This window comes from Actinoplanes sp. NBC_00393, from assembly GCF_036053395.1.
GTDB lineage: Bacteria > Actinomycetota > Actinomycetes > Mycobacteriales > Micromonosporaceae > Actinoplanes.
The window spans coordinates 2,471,569-2,485,657 of record NZ_CP107942.1 but is presented as its reverse complement, the minus strand read 5'-3'; the positions used below and the strand labels follow the sequence as shown (position 1 = coordinate 2,485,657).

The window sequence follows — 14,089 nt, the reverse complement described above, 5'->3', positions numbered from 1 at the left end:
CCCTTACCCCGCCGGCCCGCTTTCCTACCTGCGGCCGCCGAACGTCCAGCTGTGCACCTCGATCTCGGCGTAGCGCTCCTGCGTCAGCACAGCGCGGGCCTTGTCCGGGTCCGGCGACCGAACGAGCATCGCCGTGCCCAGCCAGGCCGCGCCGTCGTCGGACAGCAGCGGCCCGTAGGCGATCAGCTCATCGCGGCCGGGCGGCACCGCCAGGTCGGCAGGCCGCCCGCCGCCGAAGCCGAGCACCAGGTACCGGTTGCCACCGGTGCGGCCGCCCGGGAAGTCCCACATGGTGCGCCCCAGCAGATTGCGCCACCGGCGCAGCAGCACGTCCCGGTACACGCCGGCCTGATAGTTGGGCTCGTCAAACGCGAACGCCCGCGCGGCGGCCGGATCGGCCAGGTCAACGATGTGCAGACTGCCGGTAGGAGTGTCACCGTCCGCGGCGAGCGTCGGACCGCGGGCGATCAGCTCCGCCTCGAACCGATCCATGTACGCCCAATGGCGTTCGCCGAGCTCGAGCCGCAACGCCAGGGAGCCGGCCCGATCCCGGTGATAGCAGAGAAACTCCATGCCCGCAGTCTGCCCTCAGCAACCGTCGAAACGGTACGTGACGCCCGGGCGCGACGGCCATGCTGCGCAGCGGCAGGCCCGCAGTGTCGGCGCGGCGCTACAGCTCAGCGGCGAAGTACAGGTTGGCGCGTTTGGACTGACTTCCCATGGGCGGTAACGGTGCCGCCGGCTCGCCCGGCAAACAGCCCGGGCGAGCCGGCGGCGGTGCTCAGTCCTCGTCGGCGGTCTTGGTGAGGACCTTGAAGTTGGCGTCCAGGTCGACGTCCCACTCCTTGCCCGCGCTGTCGCGGACCTCGGCCTCGTAGCCGCCGTTGCCGCCGTCAGCGGCCTCGACGTCCAGGACGGTGCCGCCGCCGACGGCGTCGCGGGCCGCGGTCTCGGCCTTCGTGCGCTGGTCGGCGGGGAGAGCCGGCTCGGGCGCCTCGTTGGCGTCGTCGTCGGCCTCCTGCGAGACGACCTTGAGGTCCTTGTCGAGGGCGACCGACACCTCGCTGCCGTCGGCCTTGCGGACCTCCACCTCGTACGCCTCGCCCTGGTCGTCGCTCTCCTCGACCTCGACGACCGTGCCCGGCACGGCCTGGGTGGCGGCCGCGCCGATCCGCTCGCGGTCGCTGTCGGGCACGTCGGCGTTGGCCGCGGTCGCCCACACGGCGCCACCGGCGCCGAGGGCGGCCGCGACGGCCACGGTGGCGACGATGACGCGCTTGCTGCGCAGCTTGGCGGTGTTCATCAGCTGGTGCCTTCCTCGCGGTGATGTCAGGTACGGCGACAGCTTGCGCCCACCACCCTGAAGCCAGCCTGAACGCCGCTGAACAGCGTTTCAGGGAGCCGGCCACCACCAGTCCTCCAGACCGGACAGGGCCGCCGCGATCCATGCCAGCGTCTGACCCTCGTCGAGACCGGCCAGCAGGTCAGCGCCGTGCACCAGGCGCCGTGTCAGCACGTCCAGGTCGAGCCCGGGGTCGGTGCGCAGCGCCGAACGCCAGCCGGCGGGGTCACCGGAGCGCGCCGCGACGGCGGCAAGGATCTCCACGCGCACGTCGGGCGGGTACGGCTTCCGTTCGAGCGATTCGATGCCGGCGGCCTGCACCAGACGTTCCGGGTGCGGGTCGCCGTCGGCCAGCCTGCTCAACACGGTGGGCACCGCCGAGGAGACGGATTCATCAAGCAGCAAAAGGACGTCGTCGCCCTGCTCGTCGCCGAGCCGTCGCCACGGCCGCACTGCCTCCGACAGAGGGAACGCCGGGCCGTCGGTGAGGTCCAGGTCGGCGAGCAGCCGGCCGGCCTGGTCCGGGTCGCCACGCTCGGCGGCCTGGGCGGCCAGCGCCAGCGCGGCCTCGGTCCACGCGTCCCCGGCCGGGACCGACTCCCAGATCCGGTCGGCGTCGAACAGGTGTGGTCGCCGCGCGGCGAGCTGGTGGCCGACGGTCAGCAACAGCGAGTGCGGGTCGCCGGGCCTATGACATGTCCGCCCCGGTGCCCATCAGCGGAAATCGCACGCGCAGGCAGGCGCCGCCCAGCGGGGAGCCGGTGACCGTCACCGTGCCGGCGTGGGCGCTGACGATCTCCTTCACGATGGCCAGGCCCAGGCCGCTGCCGCCGTCGTCGCGGGCCCGGGCCTCGTCGAGCCGCACGAACCGTTCGAACACCCGCTCCCGCTGCTCGGCCGGGATGCCACCGCCGTCGTCCTCGACCACCAGCTCCGCGAACTCGTCAGTCGACCGGACCGTGATCGCCACCGCGCCGGCGGCGTGCCGGGCGGCGTTGTCGGCCAGGTTGCGGACCACCTGCGCCATCGCTGCGCGGTCACCGCGTACCCGGCCCGCTCCGACCCCGGAGGTGTCCACCGTGAGCCCGGCCCGGCGCATGCGCCGGGCCTCGGCCAGCGCCAGGTCGTCGAGGTCGACGTCCTGGCGCCGGCGTGCCGCCGTGCCGGTACGCGTGAGCAGCAGCATCTGTTCGACCAGCCGCTGCATCCGCCCGGACTCCTCCAGCACCGCCTCGGCCAGCTCCCCCTCCGGCAGCGCGCCGGGATGCGACTGCGCCACCTCGGCCGCCTGCCGGATGCTCGACAGCGGCGAGCGCAGCTCGTGCGAGGCGTCGGCGACGAACTGCTGCTGGCGTTCCCGCGAGTCCTCCAGACGGGCGAGCATCCGGTTCATGGTCTGCGCCAGCCGGTGGATCTCATCGCGCGACGGCGGTTCGGGCACCCGCCGGTCCAGCCGCTCGCCGGTGATCGACTCGACCTCACGGCGGATGCGTTCGACCGGGGCGAGCGCGCGGGTCACCACCAGCCAGGTGACGCCGCCGACCAGGAGCAGCATCACCGGTACGCCGAGCAGCAGCGGCGTGACCAGCGCTTCGGTCGAGTCGTCGACCTCGTCCAAGGAGGCGAAGACCACGACGGTGTACGGCCCGGCGTCCTCGGTGACCGTGATGTGCGAGTCCGTGAGCGGCTCCGACGACCGGACCACCGTGCCGGCGGCGTCCAGGATCTGCCACGCGAGTTCGTCCTCGTCCGCCTCAGAAGGCGCCGGTAGGCCGTACGTCTCGATTTGAGTGGCAAGCGCGGAGGCGCGCTGCTCGGCCGTGGTCTCGATGCCGGCGCGCAGCGACGATCGCATCAGGAACAGCAGCGCGAACGATCCGATGATCAGAGCGACCGCCATGACCAGCACGGCGAAGCCGGTGGTCCGCAGCCGCACCGACGCGCGCTCACCCACCGTCACTGCCCAGCCGGTAGCCGGCGCCGCGCAGGGTCTGGATCGCCTCCCGGCCGAACGGGCGGTCGATCTTGTTGCGCAGGTGCCGGATGTAGACCTCGACGATGTTCGGGTCGCCGTCGAAGTCGACGTCCCACACCGCCTCCAGGATCTGCCGCTTCGACACCACGTCGCCGGCGTTGCGCGCCAGGAACGCGAGCAGCGAGAACTCGCGGGCGGTCAGTTCGATCTCGGTGTCACCGCGCCACACCCGCCGGGCCGCCGGATCCAGGCGCAGGTCGCCCGCGGACAGCTGGGTGGGCCGCTCCCGGGCGCCGCGCCGGGCCACCGCCCGCAGCCGGGCCACCAGCACCGGGAACGAGAACGGCTTGGTCAGGTAGTCGTCGGCGCCGGTGTCGAGGCCTTCCACCTGGTCCCACTCGCCGTCCTTGGCGGTGAGCATGACGATCGGCGTCCAGTTGCTCTCGGCACGCAGGGTCGCGCACACCTGGTAGCCGTTGATGCCGGGCAGCATCAGGTCGAGCACGATGGCGTCGTACTCGTTCTCCCTGGCCAGCCACAGCCCGTCGGTGCCGTCACCGGCGACGTCGACGGCGAATCCTTCTGCTTCGAGGCCCGCCCGCAACGACCACGCGAGCCGTTTCTCGTCCTCGACGACGAGTACACGCATGGGATCATCCTGGCCCATCGCACCTGAAGGCCCGCTGAAGACGCTCCGCGCTCAGAAGTTGACGGTGACCCCGGCCGCCTCGCAGGCCGTGGTGAGATCCCCGCTGAGCTTCTCGAAGTCCGAGTCGGCCGCCGTCGCGATCGGGTCGTCGGTCCTGGCCGCCGCCGCGATCTCCTCGGCCAGGGCGCGCGCCGCGGTCACCACATCGCTCTCCCCGGTGCCGGCGAGCGCCTCGGTCACGGTGGCGTGGAACGCGGAGAAACTCTTCTTCGCGTCGGCCGGCTTGACGCTGCCGTCGGCCTGCTGGGCCTGCGAGATGCCGCCCTTCATGTCCGAACCCGCGCTGCTCATGGTCTTGCACAGCGCCTGGTCACGGGCACCGGACGCGACAGCCGGCGCCGACGAGGCGGCCGCGGCGGGCGGGGCCGCCTTCTCAGCGGGGTCCGCGCTGTCGCAGGCAGCGAGACTCAGCAGGCAGGCGCCGGCCAGCGCGGCGGGAAGGATCCGGAAACGCGTCACGGAGACGCACGCTAGCCGACGCCGCCTGGTAGATCGCTGGCAGACCGGCTGCGATGGGCGCCGACCGCGAGCAGGATCACGCTCGCCACGTAGAACATGCCGATCGACGCCAGGCTGATCAGCACGCCGGCGGCCAGGACCACCACGCTCCCCCACGCCGCGAACCGCCGGAGCCGGGACGGCGTCAGCACCGGCACAGCGCACACCAGCACCGGCACGGCCAGCACCAGGGCGACCTCCGGACCCTCGCCGGCCCGCAGCGCCAGCAGCAGAACCAGACTGGTCACGGCGGTGAGCACCAACGCCGCGACGAGCCACCGGCGGCTGGTCACCGGGCGGCCTCGGTGGCGGGCAGGCCGGTTGCGAGCCGGGCCGCGGTGACCGCGCTGTGGAACGAGACCTCGCTGAGCAGGCCCGGCGCGGCGACCTGATCGCCGGCCAGGTAGACGTCGTCGCCGCGGTCGATGGCGGGCCGGTCCCGCCAGGTCTGCCCGGGCAGGTCCAGGGCACCCGTGCGGTTGTGGGCGACGGCGTCGCGCCGCCAGGTGAGCCGGTCGCGCCAGCCCGGCAGCGCCAGGTCGGCCAGGGTTTCCAGCCGGGCCAGCCCGTCGGCCTTCGACTCGCCGGGCCGCAGCGGCATCTGCGCCTGGATCAACGATTCCCCCTGCGGTGCCAGGCCCGGGTCGGGCAGCGTGTACCGCTCCAGCCAACCAGCCTCGTCAAGGTCGGAGACGACGAAGGCGTCGCCGGGCACGGTCCGCACGGCCAGATCGAGCAGCACGGCACGCCCGCTCGCCACCGGCGGCAGCTCGCCGCCGAGCAGCCGGCCGGCCGCTTCCAACGAGGTCGCGACGATGACCGGAGACGTGGGCAGGCTGGTCACGCGGGCATCGGTGCTTATCCGTACGCCCAAACTGCTCGCCCTCGTCGCCAGCCGGTCGACGAGCCCGGACCACCCGCCGATGGCGTACCGGGCGGCCGGCGGGATCGCGGTCACCCGCAGCAGCCGCGGCCAGACGAACGCCGCGGACAACCGGCCGGGGTCGGCGTCGAAAGTGGCCACGCCCACCAGGTTCGACGCGGCGGTGGCCGCGGCCGGACCGTGCTGGTCGCGGATCCAGGTGTGGAAGTCGACGTCGACCGGCGCCTGCCGCCGTCGCCGCCGCAGCACCGGCAGCAGGGCCGCGGGCGGCGTGCGGCGCAGCCGGCCGTGCTGCCGGAACCGGAAGCCGGCCAGCCCGCCCAGCGGCACCGCGGCGCAGGCGCCGAGCAGGCCATGTTCGGCGAGCCAGCGCCACCACGGCCCGTCGCTGTAGAGCACGTGGGGACCTTCATTGGTGATGTACGGGGATGCGCTGCTGCGCGCTCGCCCGCCGAGACTGTGGTGTGCTTCGTGCAGGTGGACCGGAGCGCCGGCCTCGGCGCAGGTGATCGCGGCGACCAGTCCGGCGAGGCCGCCGCCGACGACGGTGATGTTCTCCATGACCGGGTGACGACGTACGGCACAATCCTGTGACATGGACGGCTGGGAGGGGCACCGCCGCTATCTGTTCGCCGTCGCCTACCGGCTGCTCGGCAGTGCCGCCGACGCCGAGGACGCCGTCCAGGAGACGTACCTGCGGTGGCACCGCGCCGAACCCGCCGGCCTGGCCAATCCGCGCGCCTGGCTGACGACCGTCGTCTCCCGGATCTGCCTGGACATGCTCGGTTCCGCGCGGGCCCGCCGGGAGGCGTACGTCGGCACCTGGCTCCCGGATCCGCTGGTCGGCTACGACGACACCGATCTGGATGACACCGTCGGGATGCGCGAGTCACTGCGTACCGCCGTGCTTCTGGTGCTGGAAACCCTGCCCCCTGCCGAGCGGGTGGCGTTCGTGCTGCACGACGCGTTCGGAATGGATTTCGATCGCCTCGCCGCGGTGCTGGAGCGCAGCCCGGCGGCCTGCCGGCAGCTGGCGTCGCGGGCCCGCCGCCGGGTGCGTTCGCAGGCGCCGGCGCGTCAACCGGTCTCCGCCGACGAGCATCGGCGGGTGCTGGCCGCGTTCCTCGCGGCCAGCGCCGACGGCGACCTGACCCGGCTGGTGCCGCTGCTGGATCCGCAGGTGGTGCTGCGCTCCGACGGTGGCGGCGCGGTGCCGGCCGCACGCAAGCCGGTGTACGGGCCGCAGCGCGTGCTCACCCTGCTGACCGGCCTGGCCCGCCGCTACACCGGGGTACGCCTGACACCGGTGACGCTCGCCGGTGGTGGCGGGTTCGTGCTGGAGCAGGCCGGCGCGGTTCTCGGCGTCGTCGGCGTGGAGACCGGCGGCGGCCGGATCACCGAGCTGAACCTGGTGGTCAACCCGGCGAAGTTTCAGGCGATGCCGAGTTCCGCGGCGTAGGCGTGCAGGCGGGCGGCCAGTTCGGCGGGACGGCTCAGTGCCGGCGTGTGGCCGCCGTCGATCACGTCGGGGGTGACGCCGAGCCGCTGCTGGGCGACGCGCCGCAGGTACGGCACCGGGATCAGCCGGTCGTCGCGGCCGATCAGCACCCGGGTCGGCACGTCCGGCCAGGCCTTCAGCGGTGACGGCTCGCTGAGCCGGACGCTGGACTGGTCGGGTGCGCGCCGCAGCGCTTCAGCGGCCAGGTCGGGTGGCACGTCCTGGTAGAACAGGGCGATCGGGTCGTCGAACTGCTCGCGGTCCTCGTCGCCGTAGCGGGTGTTGGTCCAGTACTCGGCGGGCGGCTCACCGGGCGCCGGGATCATGGGCGCGACCAGCACGATCAGCCGTACCGGCAGGCGGTCGCAGACCAGTGGAGCGGTGAAAGCGCCGAGGGACTGGCCGACGACGACCACGTCCCGCCGGTCGCCGACGGCTGCGACGACCGTGTCGGCGTACTCGGCGAGCCCCGCCGCGTCGTCGTCGCACGGCAGATCCGGCGCGACCGTGTCATGGCCGTGTCTCCCCAGCTCGGCCTGGACCAGATGCCAGTACCAGCCGACGTCGCCGGCGCCGTGAATCAATGCAAACGTAGCCACCGTGACTCCTTCGCTGCCCGGATCATCGGTGTCTATTGTGTCGTTGGACGGTGTATTCGTGGGGGTGTGGCAGCGATGAGACGCGGACTGTACCTGGCGCCGTTCGACCAACTGGCCGATCCGAGGCTGCTGGCCGACCTCGCCGCCCGTGCTGAGGCGCACGGCTGGGACGGCCTGTTCCTGTGGGACCGCATCGCGTATCCGCCGGAGGGACGCCCGGTGGCGGACCCGTGGGTGGCGCTGAGCGCCGTCGCCCTGGCCACCGAGACGCTGCGGCTCGGGCCGATGGTCACCCCGCTGTCACGGCGGCGGGTACACAAGGTCGCGCGGGAGACGGTCACCCTCGATCTGCTCAGCATCGGGCGGCTGACCATGGGTGTCGGGCTGGGCAACCCAGCCGACTTCGAAGCGTTCGGCGAGGTCGTCGAGGCGCGGGAACGGGCCCGCCTGCTGGACGAGAGCCTCGAGCAGCTGGACGGGTTGTGGCGCGGCGGCTTCCAGCCGGTGCCGGTGCAGCAGCCGCGGATTCCGGTGTGGGTGGCGGCGAACTGGCCGCATCGCCGCCCGGTGCGGCGGGCGCTGCGCTGGGACGGGCTGTTCCCGATCGAGCTGCCCGGCCCGGCGGAGCTGGCCGAACTCGCCGACGAGGTCCGCCGCGAACGCGGCAGCAGCGAGGGCTTCGACCTGGTGGTGGAGGTGCCGCCGGGCGCGGATGTCGAGCCGTGGCGGGCCGCCGGGGCAACCTGGGTGCTGACGAGTTTCGACCCGCAGCCGCCGGCCGAGGTGGTCCGCAAGGTCATCGAGGCGGGTCCGTGAATGCGGTGGACTACGACGCCGAGCTGATCCGGTACCGCCCGGTGCTGCACCGGTTCGTCGAGCCGCACGACCGGGTCCTCGACGTAGGCTGCGGCGCCGGTCAGACCACCCGGGACGCGGCCCGCGCCGCGGTGTCCGGCAGCGCCCTCGGCGTGGACGTGTCAGCGCCGGCGATCGAACGGGCCCGCACGCTCGCCGACGGCCTGCGCAACGTCGCTTTCGAACGTGCCGACGTGCAGACGCACCGGTTCGAGCCCGGCTCCTTCGACCTGACCGTCAGCCGCTTCGGAACCATGTTCTTCGCCGATCCGGTAGCGGCGTTCAGCAACATCGCGGCCGCCCTGCGGCCGGGCGGCCGCCTGGCGATGCTGGTCTGGCAGGCCGGCTCCCGCAACGATTGGCACGCAACCATCCGCTCGTCACTGACCGACCCGACGATCACCAGCCCGCAGGCCGCCGCCCCACAGGCCGCCGCCCCACAGGCCGCCACCCCGCAGGTCACCGGCCCGGTGATCGCCGGCCCTCTGATCGCCGCCCCGGAGGTTGCCGGCCCGGAGGTTGCCGGCCCGGACCCGTTCTCCTTCGCCGACCCGGCGACCGTGACGCCGATCCTCGACCGGGCTGGTTTCGCCGACATCGACTTCGCAGAGGTGCGGGAGCCGGTCTACTACGGCCCGGATGCCGATGCCGCGCTCGACTGGGTGCGCGGGTTCGCGTACACCAGAGGTTTCCTGAAGGCGGCCGCGCCTGCCACCGCGGCTGCCGGCCTCGCCCGGCTACAAGGCGCACTCTCCGCCCGCGCAACCGACGCCGGCGTCTGGTTCGACGCCCGCGCCTGGCTCGTCACCGCGCGCCGCCGCTGATCCTCTCGTAGTGTCTGAGGCACGCGCCGGCCGACCTCACCCGGCCCACACGAGCCGCCACCCACACACGCTTCAAACACCGCCGTTCCGTGCGCAAGCGGCGGCCGGTCCACGCGAGCCGCCAGCGAGACGGGTTTCCGGGCCCGGAAGCATGCCCGAGCGGCGGCCGGTCCGCACGAGCCGCCGTCCAGACAGGCCCCAGCGTCCGCGAAGCATGCCCGAGCGACGGCCGGTCCACACGAGCCGCCACCCAGACACGCCTCACCGCCCTCCATACACGCCTGAGCGGCGGCCCGGCCGCACGAGCCGCCGACAAGGGCGGGTTACCCGGGCCGGGAAGCATGCCTGAGCGGCGGCCCGGCCGCACGAGCCGCCAGCAAGGCGGGTTCCCGGGCCGGGAAGCATGCCTGAGCGGCGGCCCGGCCGCACGAGCCGCCAGCAAGGCGGGTTCCCGGGCCGGGAAGCATGCCCGAGCGGCGGCCGGTCCGCACGAGCCGCCGCCCAGACACGCCTCACCGCCCTCCAAACACGCCTGAGCGGCGGCCCGGCCGCACGAGCCGCCGACAAGGGCGGGTTCCCCGGGCTGGGAAGCATGCCTGGGCGGCGGCTGGGCGGCGCGAGCCGCCGGCAGGGCGGGTTCCCCGGGATGGGGAGCATGCCTGAGCGGCGGCTGGGCGGCGGGAGCAGCGCTGCGGCACCGGGCCGTGCGGGCCGGCGGCCAGGCCACGGCAAAGAAGCGCTCGGGATGAGCTGGTCTGACATCCTGCTTGCGTGGGGCTGCGATTCACGACTCGGGCATCGGATTCGCCGTGGGTGGGCTCGGTGTGGACCTGCACCAGCGACCGGGTCACTGAGATGACCTCGGTGGCGGCGGTGAGCTGGGGTCTGGTCTTCTTCGAGCAGGAGGGCCGGGCCTACGCCAGCGTCTCCGGCCCGGAGACCGGGACCGGTGTGGCGCCGGTGCCGGAGGGCGCGGCGTTCGTCGGGATCGAGTTCGCGGTGGGCACCTCGCTGCGGGCCGTGCCCACGCCGGCTCTGGTGGACGCCGGCGTCGACCTCCCGGACGCCACCCGCCGCACGTTTCTGCTGGCCGGCGAGCGGTGGGAGACACCGGGCCCGGACGACGCGGAGGCGCTGGTGGAGCGGCTGGTCCGGGCCGGCGCGATCGTTCGTGACCCGCTGGTCGCCGAGATTCTGCGTGGTGGGCGGCCGGACGTGACGGAGCGGACTGTCGAGCGCCGGTTCCGGGCGGCGACCGGGCTGACGCGGGGTGCGGTCCGGCAGATCGGGCGGGCCCGGACCGCGGCGGGGCTGCTGGCGGCCGGGGTGCCGGTGGCCGATGCGGTCGGGAAGCTGGACTACTTCGACGAGCCGCATCTGGCGCGGGCGTTGCGGCGCTATGTGGGGCGTACGGCGCGGCAGCTGCGCGAGGGCACCGGCGGCGCCCTCGCCCTCGATCTGGGTCAGCCGACTTCGTAGACCATTTTGACGATCCCGTTCGGGTACGCCTCGGACTCGCGCAGTTTGAGCACCTGCTTCTCCTTGTCGGCGGTGCTGAACACGCTCTTGCCGCCGCCGAGCAGAACCGGGAAGACCAGCAGGTGGTAGCGGTCGATCAGGCCGGCGTCGGACAGCCGGCGGGCGAGTTCGGCGCTGCCGTGGATGAAGATGGCGCCGCCGTCGGTCTTCTTCAGCTGGGCGACGTCGTCGGTGGTGCGCAGGATCGTGGTCGGGCCCCAGCCGCCGACCAACGCGTCGTCGGACAGGCTCGAGGAGACGACGTACTTGGGCAGCTCCTTGTAGGCGGCGTGGTCCTCGGACTCCCGCCAGGTCGGGGCGAACGCCTCGTAGCTGCGGCGGCCGAACATCAGCGCGGTGGTGTCGGCGAGCTCCTCACCCTTGAGGGCGAAGGCCTCGGGCAGGAACTCGATGTCCTTGAACACCCAGCCGCCGCTGCGGTGTTCCTCGCCCGGCCCGCCACCCGGCGAGTCCACGACGCCGTCAAGCGACATGAAACCGGTGTAGACCAGCTCACGCATGGAATGTCCCCTTCGTCGACAGGTGGAGCGAAGCGCCCGAACTCCATGCTAGGAACCAGTGGCGGCGCAGTCTTGTACAGAAACGACGGCTGAATTGAGGATTCCTCACGTCTGTGACCTGAGGCACAATCCTGCGCCATGGACTCGCCATTGACCGCTGTCGGGCTGCCAATCGCGCTCGGCATCATCATGCTCGGCCTGGGACTCGGCCTGACGGTGGCCGACTTCCGCCGCGTCGTCAGCTATCCCAAACCGGCCTTGATCGCGCTCGTCTGCCAGGCACTGGTGTTGCCGGTGCTCTGCTTCGGGCTGGTCGTCGCCCTCGACCTGCGGCCCGAGCTGGCGGTCGGCATGATGCTGCTCGCGGCGTCGCCCGGCGGCACGACGGCCAACCTGTACAGCCATCTCTTCGGCGGGCACGTGGCGCTCAACGTGACACTGACCGCGGTCAACTCGGTGCTCGCGGTCGTCACGCTGCCGATCATCGTGAACCTGTCGGCCGGGTACTTCCTCGACGACGCCGGCTCGCTGGGCCTGCAGTTCGACAAGGTGCTGCAGGTCTTCGCCATCGTGCTGGTGCCGGTCGCCATCGGCATGGCGGTGCGGGCACGCTTCCCGGATCTCGCCGACCGCCTGGCCAAGCCGGTCAAGATCCTGTCGGTGATCGTGCTGGTCGCGGTGATCGCCGGAACGATCATCAAGGAACGCGACAACGTCGCGGACTACGTGGTCGCGGTGGGCATCGCGGTGCTCATCTTCAACGTGGCCAGCCTGGCGATCGGGTACGGCGCACCGAGGCTGGCCGGTGTGCCCCGGCGCGAGTCGATCGCGGCGGGCATGGAGATCGGCATCCACAACAGCACCCTGGCGATCACCATCGCCGTCAGTCCGTCCCTGCTGAACAGCACCGAGATGGCGATTCCCGCCGCGGTGTACGGCATCCTCATGTTCTTCACCGCGGCCGCCTTCGGGTTCCTGGTCACCCGCCGGAAGGAGCAGGTCCCGGTGTAAATGCGGTTGCGATGTTGCCGGCGGCGGCGTTTTGATGCCTCCCATGGAATGTTTCGCCGCCGGCCGTAGCCGCCGCTGAGGGGCCCTCTGTCCATCCCCTCAGCGAAAGGCGTCCTCTTCCATGTTGATTCGTCCGTTTACTCCGCATGACCTGGCCCGGCTCGTCGAGCTGACCATCGACACGTTCCGGCCCTATTTCGAGGAGTCGTTCCGGCCCGCGGTCGGCGACGTCATCTTCACCAACCAGCACGGCGACTGGCGCGGCGACTACCGTACGCAGGTCGCTGAACTTCATGTTCCCGGCGAGCACAAGCATGTCGCCGTGGCCGAGGTCGACGGCGACATCGCGGGCTATGTCGCCTGGAGCGTCGATCCGGCGCGCCGGAACGGCGGGATCTCGCACCTGGCCGTGGCTGCCGGGCAGCGCCGCACCGGTGCCGGCCGGGAGCTGTGCGAGCACGCGTTCGCCGCGATGCGCACCGCCGGCGCCGAGGTGGTCGAGATCGGCACCGGCGGGGACGCGTTCCACGCCCCCGCCCGCAGCCTGTACGAGAGTCTCGGCTGCACACCGTTCCCGGTCACCTACTACTACCGGGAGTTGTGAGCGCGGCGCTCAGTCCTCGATGGCCTGGTAGACCGTGGTCCAGAAGTCGTGGATGAGGTGCGCCGAGTTCGGTACGGACATCCCGACCTGGGTGAGCAGCAGCCCGGTGACCCGGTGGACCGGGTCGGCGTACGTGGAGGTGCCGCTGCCGCCGTCCCAGCCGAACTGGCCGACCGGCGCGTAGTCACCGCGGTACGTGCGCACCGCCATCCCGTACCCCCAGCCGCCGTGCTGGCCCTGGCCGAACGACAGGTGCACGTTGTTGCGGGCCAGTTCCTCGCGGGCCGCCTGCTGCCCGGGCAGCAGGCGGTTGGTGGTCATCAGCTCGACGGCGGCCCGGGACAGGATCCGCTCACCGCCGTGCTTGCCGCCGTTGAGCAGCATCCGGAAGTACGCGTGGTAGTCGTCGACGGTCGAGTTGAGTCCACCGCCGCCGCCCGGGAACGCCGGCGGACGGCTGTGCCGGCCATCTTCGGCCGGGTCCCAGACGTGGAACTCGCCGGTGGCCGCGTCCGGGGCGTACAGCGGCGGCAGCCGGTGGAGGTCGGCTTCCGGTACGTGGAAGCCGGTGTCCGTCATGCCCAGCGGCTCGAAGATCCGCTCGCGCAGGAACGTCTCGAACGGCTGCCCGGTGACCCGGGCGACGAGCACGCCGAGCAGGTCGCTGGCGATGTGGTACTGCCAGCGTTCACCGGGCTGGTGCATCAGCGGCAGGGCGCCGAGGCGGCGCATCCACTCGTCCGGTTCCGGCATCGGCTGCGGCAGGTCGGGGGTGAGCCCCTGCTCGAAGATCGCGTTCATGATCGGCTTGCCGGTCGCGGTCAGGTCCAAGCCGAGCCCGAACGTCGAGGTCAGCACGTCGCGCACGATGATCGGGCGGCGGGCCGGCACGGTGTCGTCGAGCGGGCTGTCGAGGCTCGTGAGCACCTGCCGGTCGGCGAGTTCGGGCAGCCACTGCTGCACCGGGTCGTCGAGCCGCAGCCGGCATTCGTCGAGCAGGATCATCGCGGCCGCGATCGACACCGGTTTCGAGGTCGACGCCATCCGGAAGATCGTGTCCCGTCGCATCGGCGGACCGCCGTCGTGGCGCATCGAGCCGATCGTCTCGACGTGGGTCTGGTCGCCGCGGCTGACCAGGGCGACCAGCCCCGGGATCCGGCCGGACTCGACATGGCCTTCGAGCACGTCGCGCAGGCGGTGCAGGCCGGACTTGGTGAAGCCGTGTTCCATGGTGTGTCTCCCTGAGGTCGGT

General features: G+C 72.3%; 17 protein-coding genes. 6 read left to right on the top strand and 11 right to left on the bottom strand.

Going from position 1 to position 14,089, the window contains the following annotated elements:
* Positions 1 to 24: 24 nt before the first annotated feature.
* The 8 genes from OHA21_RS11455 to OHA21_RS11420 all read right to left on the bottom strand — a co-directional run bounded on the left by OHA21_RS11455 (position 25) and on the right by OHA21_RS11420 (position 5,968).
* Complete coding sequence (locus OHA21_RS11455; RefSeq protein ID WP_328473040.1) at positions 25 to 573, bottom strand: YciI family protein; 549 nt, start codon at positions 571 to 573, stop codon at positions 25 to 27.
* Between the two features lie 208 nt (positions 574 to 781).
* Positions 782 to 1,303 carry a PepSY domain-containing protein gene (locus OHA21_RS11450; RefSeq protein ID WP_328473038.1) on the bottom strand — a complete coding sequence of 174 codons (522 nt, stop codon included), beginning with the start codon at positions 1,301 to 1,303 and terminating at the stop codon, positions 782 to 784.
* A gap of 90 nt (positions 1,304 to 1,393) precedes the next feature.
* Positions 1,394 to 2,008, bottom strand: a complete 615-nt coding sequence (locus OHA21_RS11445; protein WP_328473036.1) for a hypothetical protein — start codon at positions 2,006 to 2,008, stop codon at positions 1,394 to 1,396.
* Positions 2,009 to 2,030: 22 nt separating this feature from the next.
* Positions 2,031 to 3,296, bottom strand: a complete 1,266-nt coding sequence (locus OHA21_RS11440) for a sensor histidine kinase (protein ID WP_328473034.1) — start codon at positions 3,294 to 3,296, stop codon at positions 2,031 to 2,033.
* The gene (locus OHA21_RS11435) at positions 3,289 to 3,966 is read right to left on the bottom strand and encodes a response regulator transcription factor (protein ID WP_328473032.1); all 678 of its coding nucleotides are present in this window, start codon (positions 3,964 to 3,966) and stop codon (positions 3,289 to 3,291) included. The genes OHA21_RS11440 and OHA21_RS11435 overlap by 8 nt, the downstream gene beginning before the upstream one ends.
* A gap of 51 nt (positions 3,967 to 4,017) precedes the next feature.
* Positions 4,018 to 4,485, bottom strand: a complete 468-nt coding sequence (locus tag OHA21_RS11430) for a hypothetical protein (protein ID WP_328473030.1) — start codon at positions 4,483 to 4,485, stop codon at positions 4,018 to 4,020.
* 11 nt (positions 4,486 to 4,496) lie between these two features.
* Positions 4,497 to 4,817, bottom strand: coding sequence for a hypothetical protein (locus OHA21_RS11425; protein ID WP_328473028.1), 321 nt, complete (start codon positions 4,815 to 4,817; stop codon positions 4,497 to 4,499).
* Positions 4,814 to 5,968, bottom strand: coding sequence for an FAD-dependent oxidoreductase (locus tag OHA21_RS11420; RefSeq protein ID WP_328473027.1), 1,155 nt, complete (start codon positions 5,966 to 5,968; stop codon positions 4,814 to 4,816). The genes OHA21_RS11425 and OHA21_RS11420 overlap by 4 nt, the downstream gene beginning before the upstream one ends.
* A gap of 34 nt (positions 5,969 to 6,002) precedes the next feature.
* Between OHA21_RS11420 and sigJ the strand changes: the two genes are divergently transcribed.
* Positions 6,003 to 6,866 carry an RNA polymerase sigma factor SigJ gene (sigJ, locus tag OHA21_RS11415; RefSeq protein WP_328473025.1) on the top strand — a complete coding sequence of 288 codons (864 nt, stop codon included), beginning with the start codon at positions 6,003 to 6,005 and terminating at the stop codon, positions 6,864 to 6,866.
* On the opposite strand, the gene OHA21_RS11410 is transcribed toward sigJ, so the two are convergent.
* A complete protein-coding gene (locus tag OHA21_RS11410; RefSeq protein WP_328473023.1) occupies positions 6,839 to 7,504 on the bottom strand; it encodes an alpha/beta fold hydrolase in 666 nt (221 codons plus the stop codon). The two genes, sigJ and OHA21_RS11410, sit on opposite strands and share 28 nt — an antisense overlap.
* Positions 7,505 to 7,579: 75 nt before the next feature.
* On the opposite strand from OHA21_RS11410, the gene OHA21_RS11405 reads away from it, so the two are divergent.
* The 3 genes from OHA21_RS11405 to OHA21_RS11395 all read left to right on the top strand — a co-directional run bounded on the left by OHA21_RS11405 (position 7,580) and on the right by OHA21_RS11395 (position 10,662).
* On the top strand, positions 7,580 to 8,320 hold the full coding sequence (locus OHA21_RS11405; RefSeq protein ID WP_328473021.1) for an LLM class flavin-dependent oxidoreductase: 741 nt from the start codon (positions 7,580 to 7,582) through the stop codon (positions 8,318 to 8,320).
* Positions 8,317 to 9,183 carry a class I SAM-dependent methyltransferase gene (locus OHA21_RS11400; RefSeq protein ID WP_328473019.1) on the top strand — a complete coding sequence of 289 codons (867 nt, stop codon included), beginning with the start codon at positions 8,317 to 8,319 and terminating at the stop codon, positions 9,181 to 9,183. The genes OHA21_RS11405 and OHA21_RS11400 overlap by 4 nt, the downstream gene beginning before the upstream one ends.
* A gap of 771 nt (positions 9,184 to 9,954) precedes the next feature.
* Positions 9,955 to 10,662, top strand: a complete 708-nt coding sequence (locus tag OHA21_RS11395; RefSeq protein ID WP_328473017.1) for a helix-turn-helix domain-containing protein — start codon at positions 9,955 to 9,957, stop codon at positions 10,660 to 10,662.
* Here the strand turns inward: OHA21_RS11395 and OHA21_RS11390 are convergent.
* Complete coding sequence (locus OHA21_RS11390) at positions 10,647 to 11,222, bottom strand: dihydrofolate reductase family protein (RefSeq protein WP_328473015.1); 576 nt, start codon at positions 11,220 to 11,222, stop codon at positions 10,647 to 10,649. The two genes, OHA21_RS11395 and OHA21_RS11390, sit on opposite strands and share 16 nt — an antisense overlap.
* A 138-nt stretch (positions 11,223 to 11,360) precedes the next feature.
* Between OHA21_RS11390 and OHA21_RS11385 the strand changes: the two genes are divergently transcribed.
* On the top strand, positions 11,361 to 12,233 hold the full coding sequence (locus tag OHA21_RS11385) for a bile acid:sodium symporter family protein (RefSeq protein WP_328473013.1): 873 nt from the start codon (positions 11,361 to 11,363) through the stop codon (positions 12,231 to 12,233).
* A 121-nt stretch (positions 12,234 to 12,354) separates the two neighbouring features.
* A complete protein-coding gene (locus OHA21_RS11380; RefSeq protein WP_328473011.1) occupies positions 12,355 to 12,837 on the top strand; it encodes a GNAT family N-acetyltransferase in 483 nt (160 codons plus the stop codon).
* Between the two features lie 9 nt (positions 12,838 to 12,846).
* Here the strand turns inward: OHA21_RS11380 and OHA21_RS11375 are convergent, their stop codons facing one another.
* Positions 12,847 to 14,067, bottom strand: a complete 1,221-nt coding sequence (locus OHA21_RS11375) for a serine hydrolase domain-containing protein (protein WP_328473009.1) — start codon at positions 14,065 to 14,067, stop codon at positions 12,847 to 12,849.
* Between the last annotated feature and the right edge of the window lie 22 nt (positions 14,068 to 14,089).

Bases quoted from the DNA above. Each gene is read 5' to 3' on its own strand.
- OHA21_RS11390 (WP_328473015.1), bottom strand. From the start codon at position 11,222: ATGCGTGAGCTGGTCTACACCGGTTTCATGTCGCTTGACGGCGTCGTG.
- OHA21_RS11450 (WP_328473038.1), bottom strand. From the start codon at position 1,303: ATGAACACCGCCAAGCTGCGCAGCAAGCGCGTCATCGTCGCCACCGTG.
- OHA21_RS11435 (WP_328473032.1), bottom strand. From the start codon at position 3,966: ATGCGTGTACTCGTCGTCGAGGACGAGAAACGGCTCGCGTGGTCGTTG.
- OHA21_RS11420 (WP_328473027.1), bottom strand. From the start codon at position 5,968: ATGGAGAACATCACCGTCGTCGGCGGCGGCCTCGCCGGACTGGTCGCC.
- OHA21_RS11385 (WP_328473013.1), top strand. From the start codon at position 11,361: ATGGACTCGCCATTGACCGCTGTCGGGCTGCCAATCGCGCTCGGCATC.
- sigJ (WP_328473025.1), top strand. From the start codon at position 6,003: ATGGACGGCTGGGAGGGGCACCGCCGCTATCTGTTCGCCGTCGCCTAC.
- OHA21_RS11380 (WP_328473011.1), top strand. From the start codon at position 12,355: ATGTTGATTCGTCCGTTTACTCCGCATGACCTGGCCCGGCTCGTCGAG.
- OHA21_RS11375 (WP_328473009.1), bottom strand. From the start codon at position 14,067: ATGGAACACGGCTTCACCAAGTCCGGCCTGCACCGCCTGCGCGACGTG.
- OHA21_RS11455 (WP_328473040.1), bottom strand. From the start codon at position 573: ATGGAGTTTCTCTGCTATCACCGGGATCGGGCCGGCTCCCTGGCGTTG.
- OHA21_RS11405 (WP_328473021.1), top strand. From the start codon at position 7,580: ATGAGACGCGGACTGTACCTGGCGCCGTTCGACCAACTGGCCGATCCG.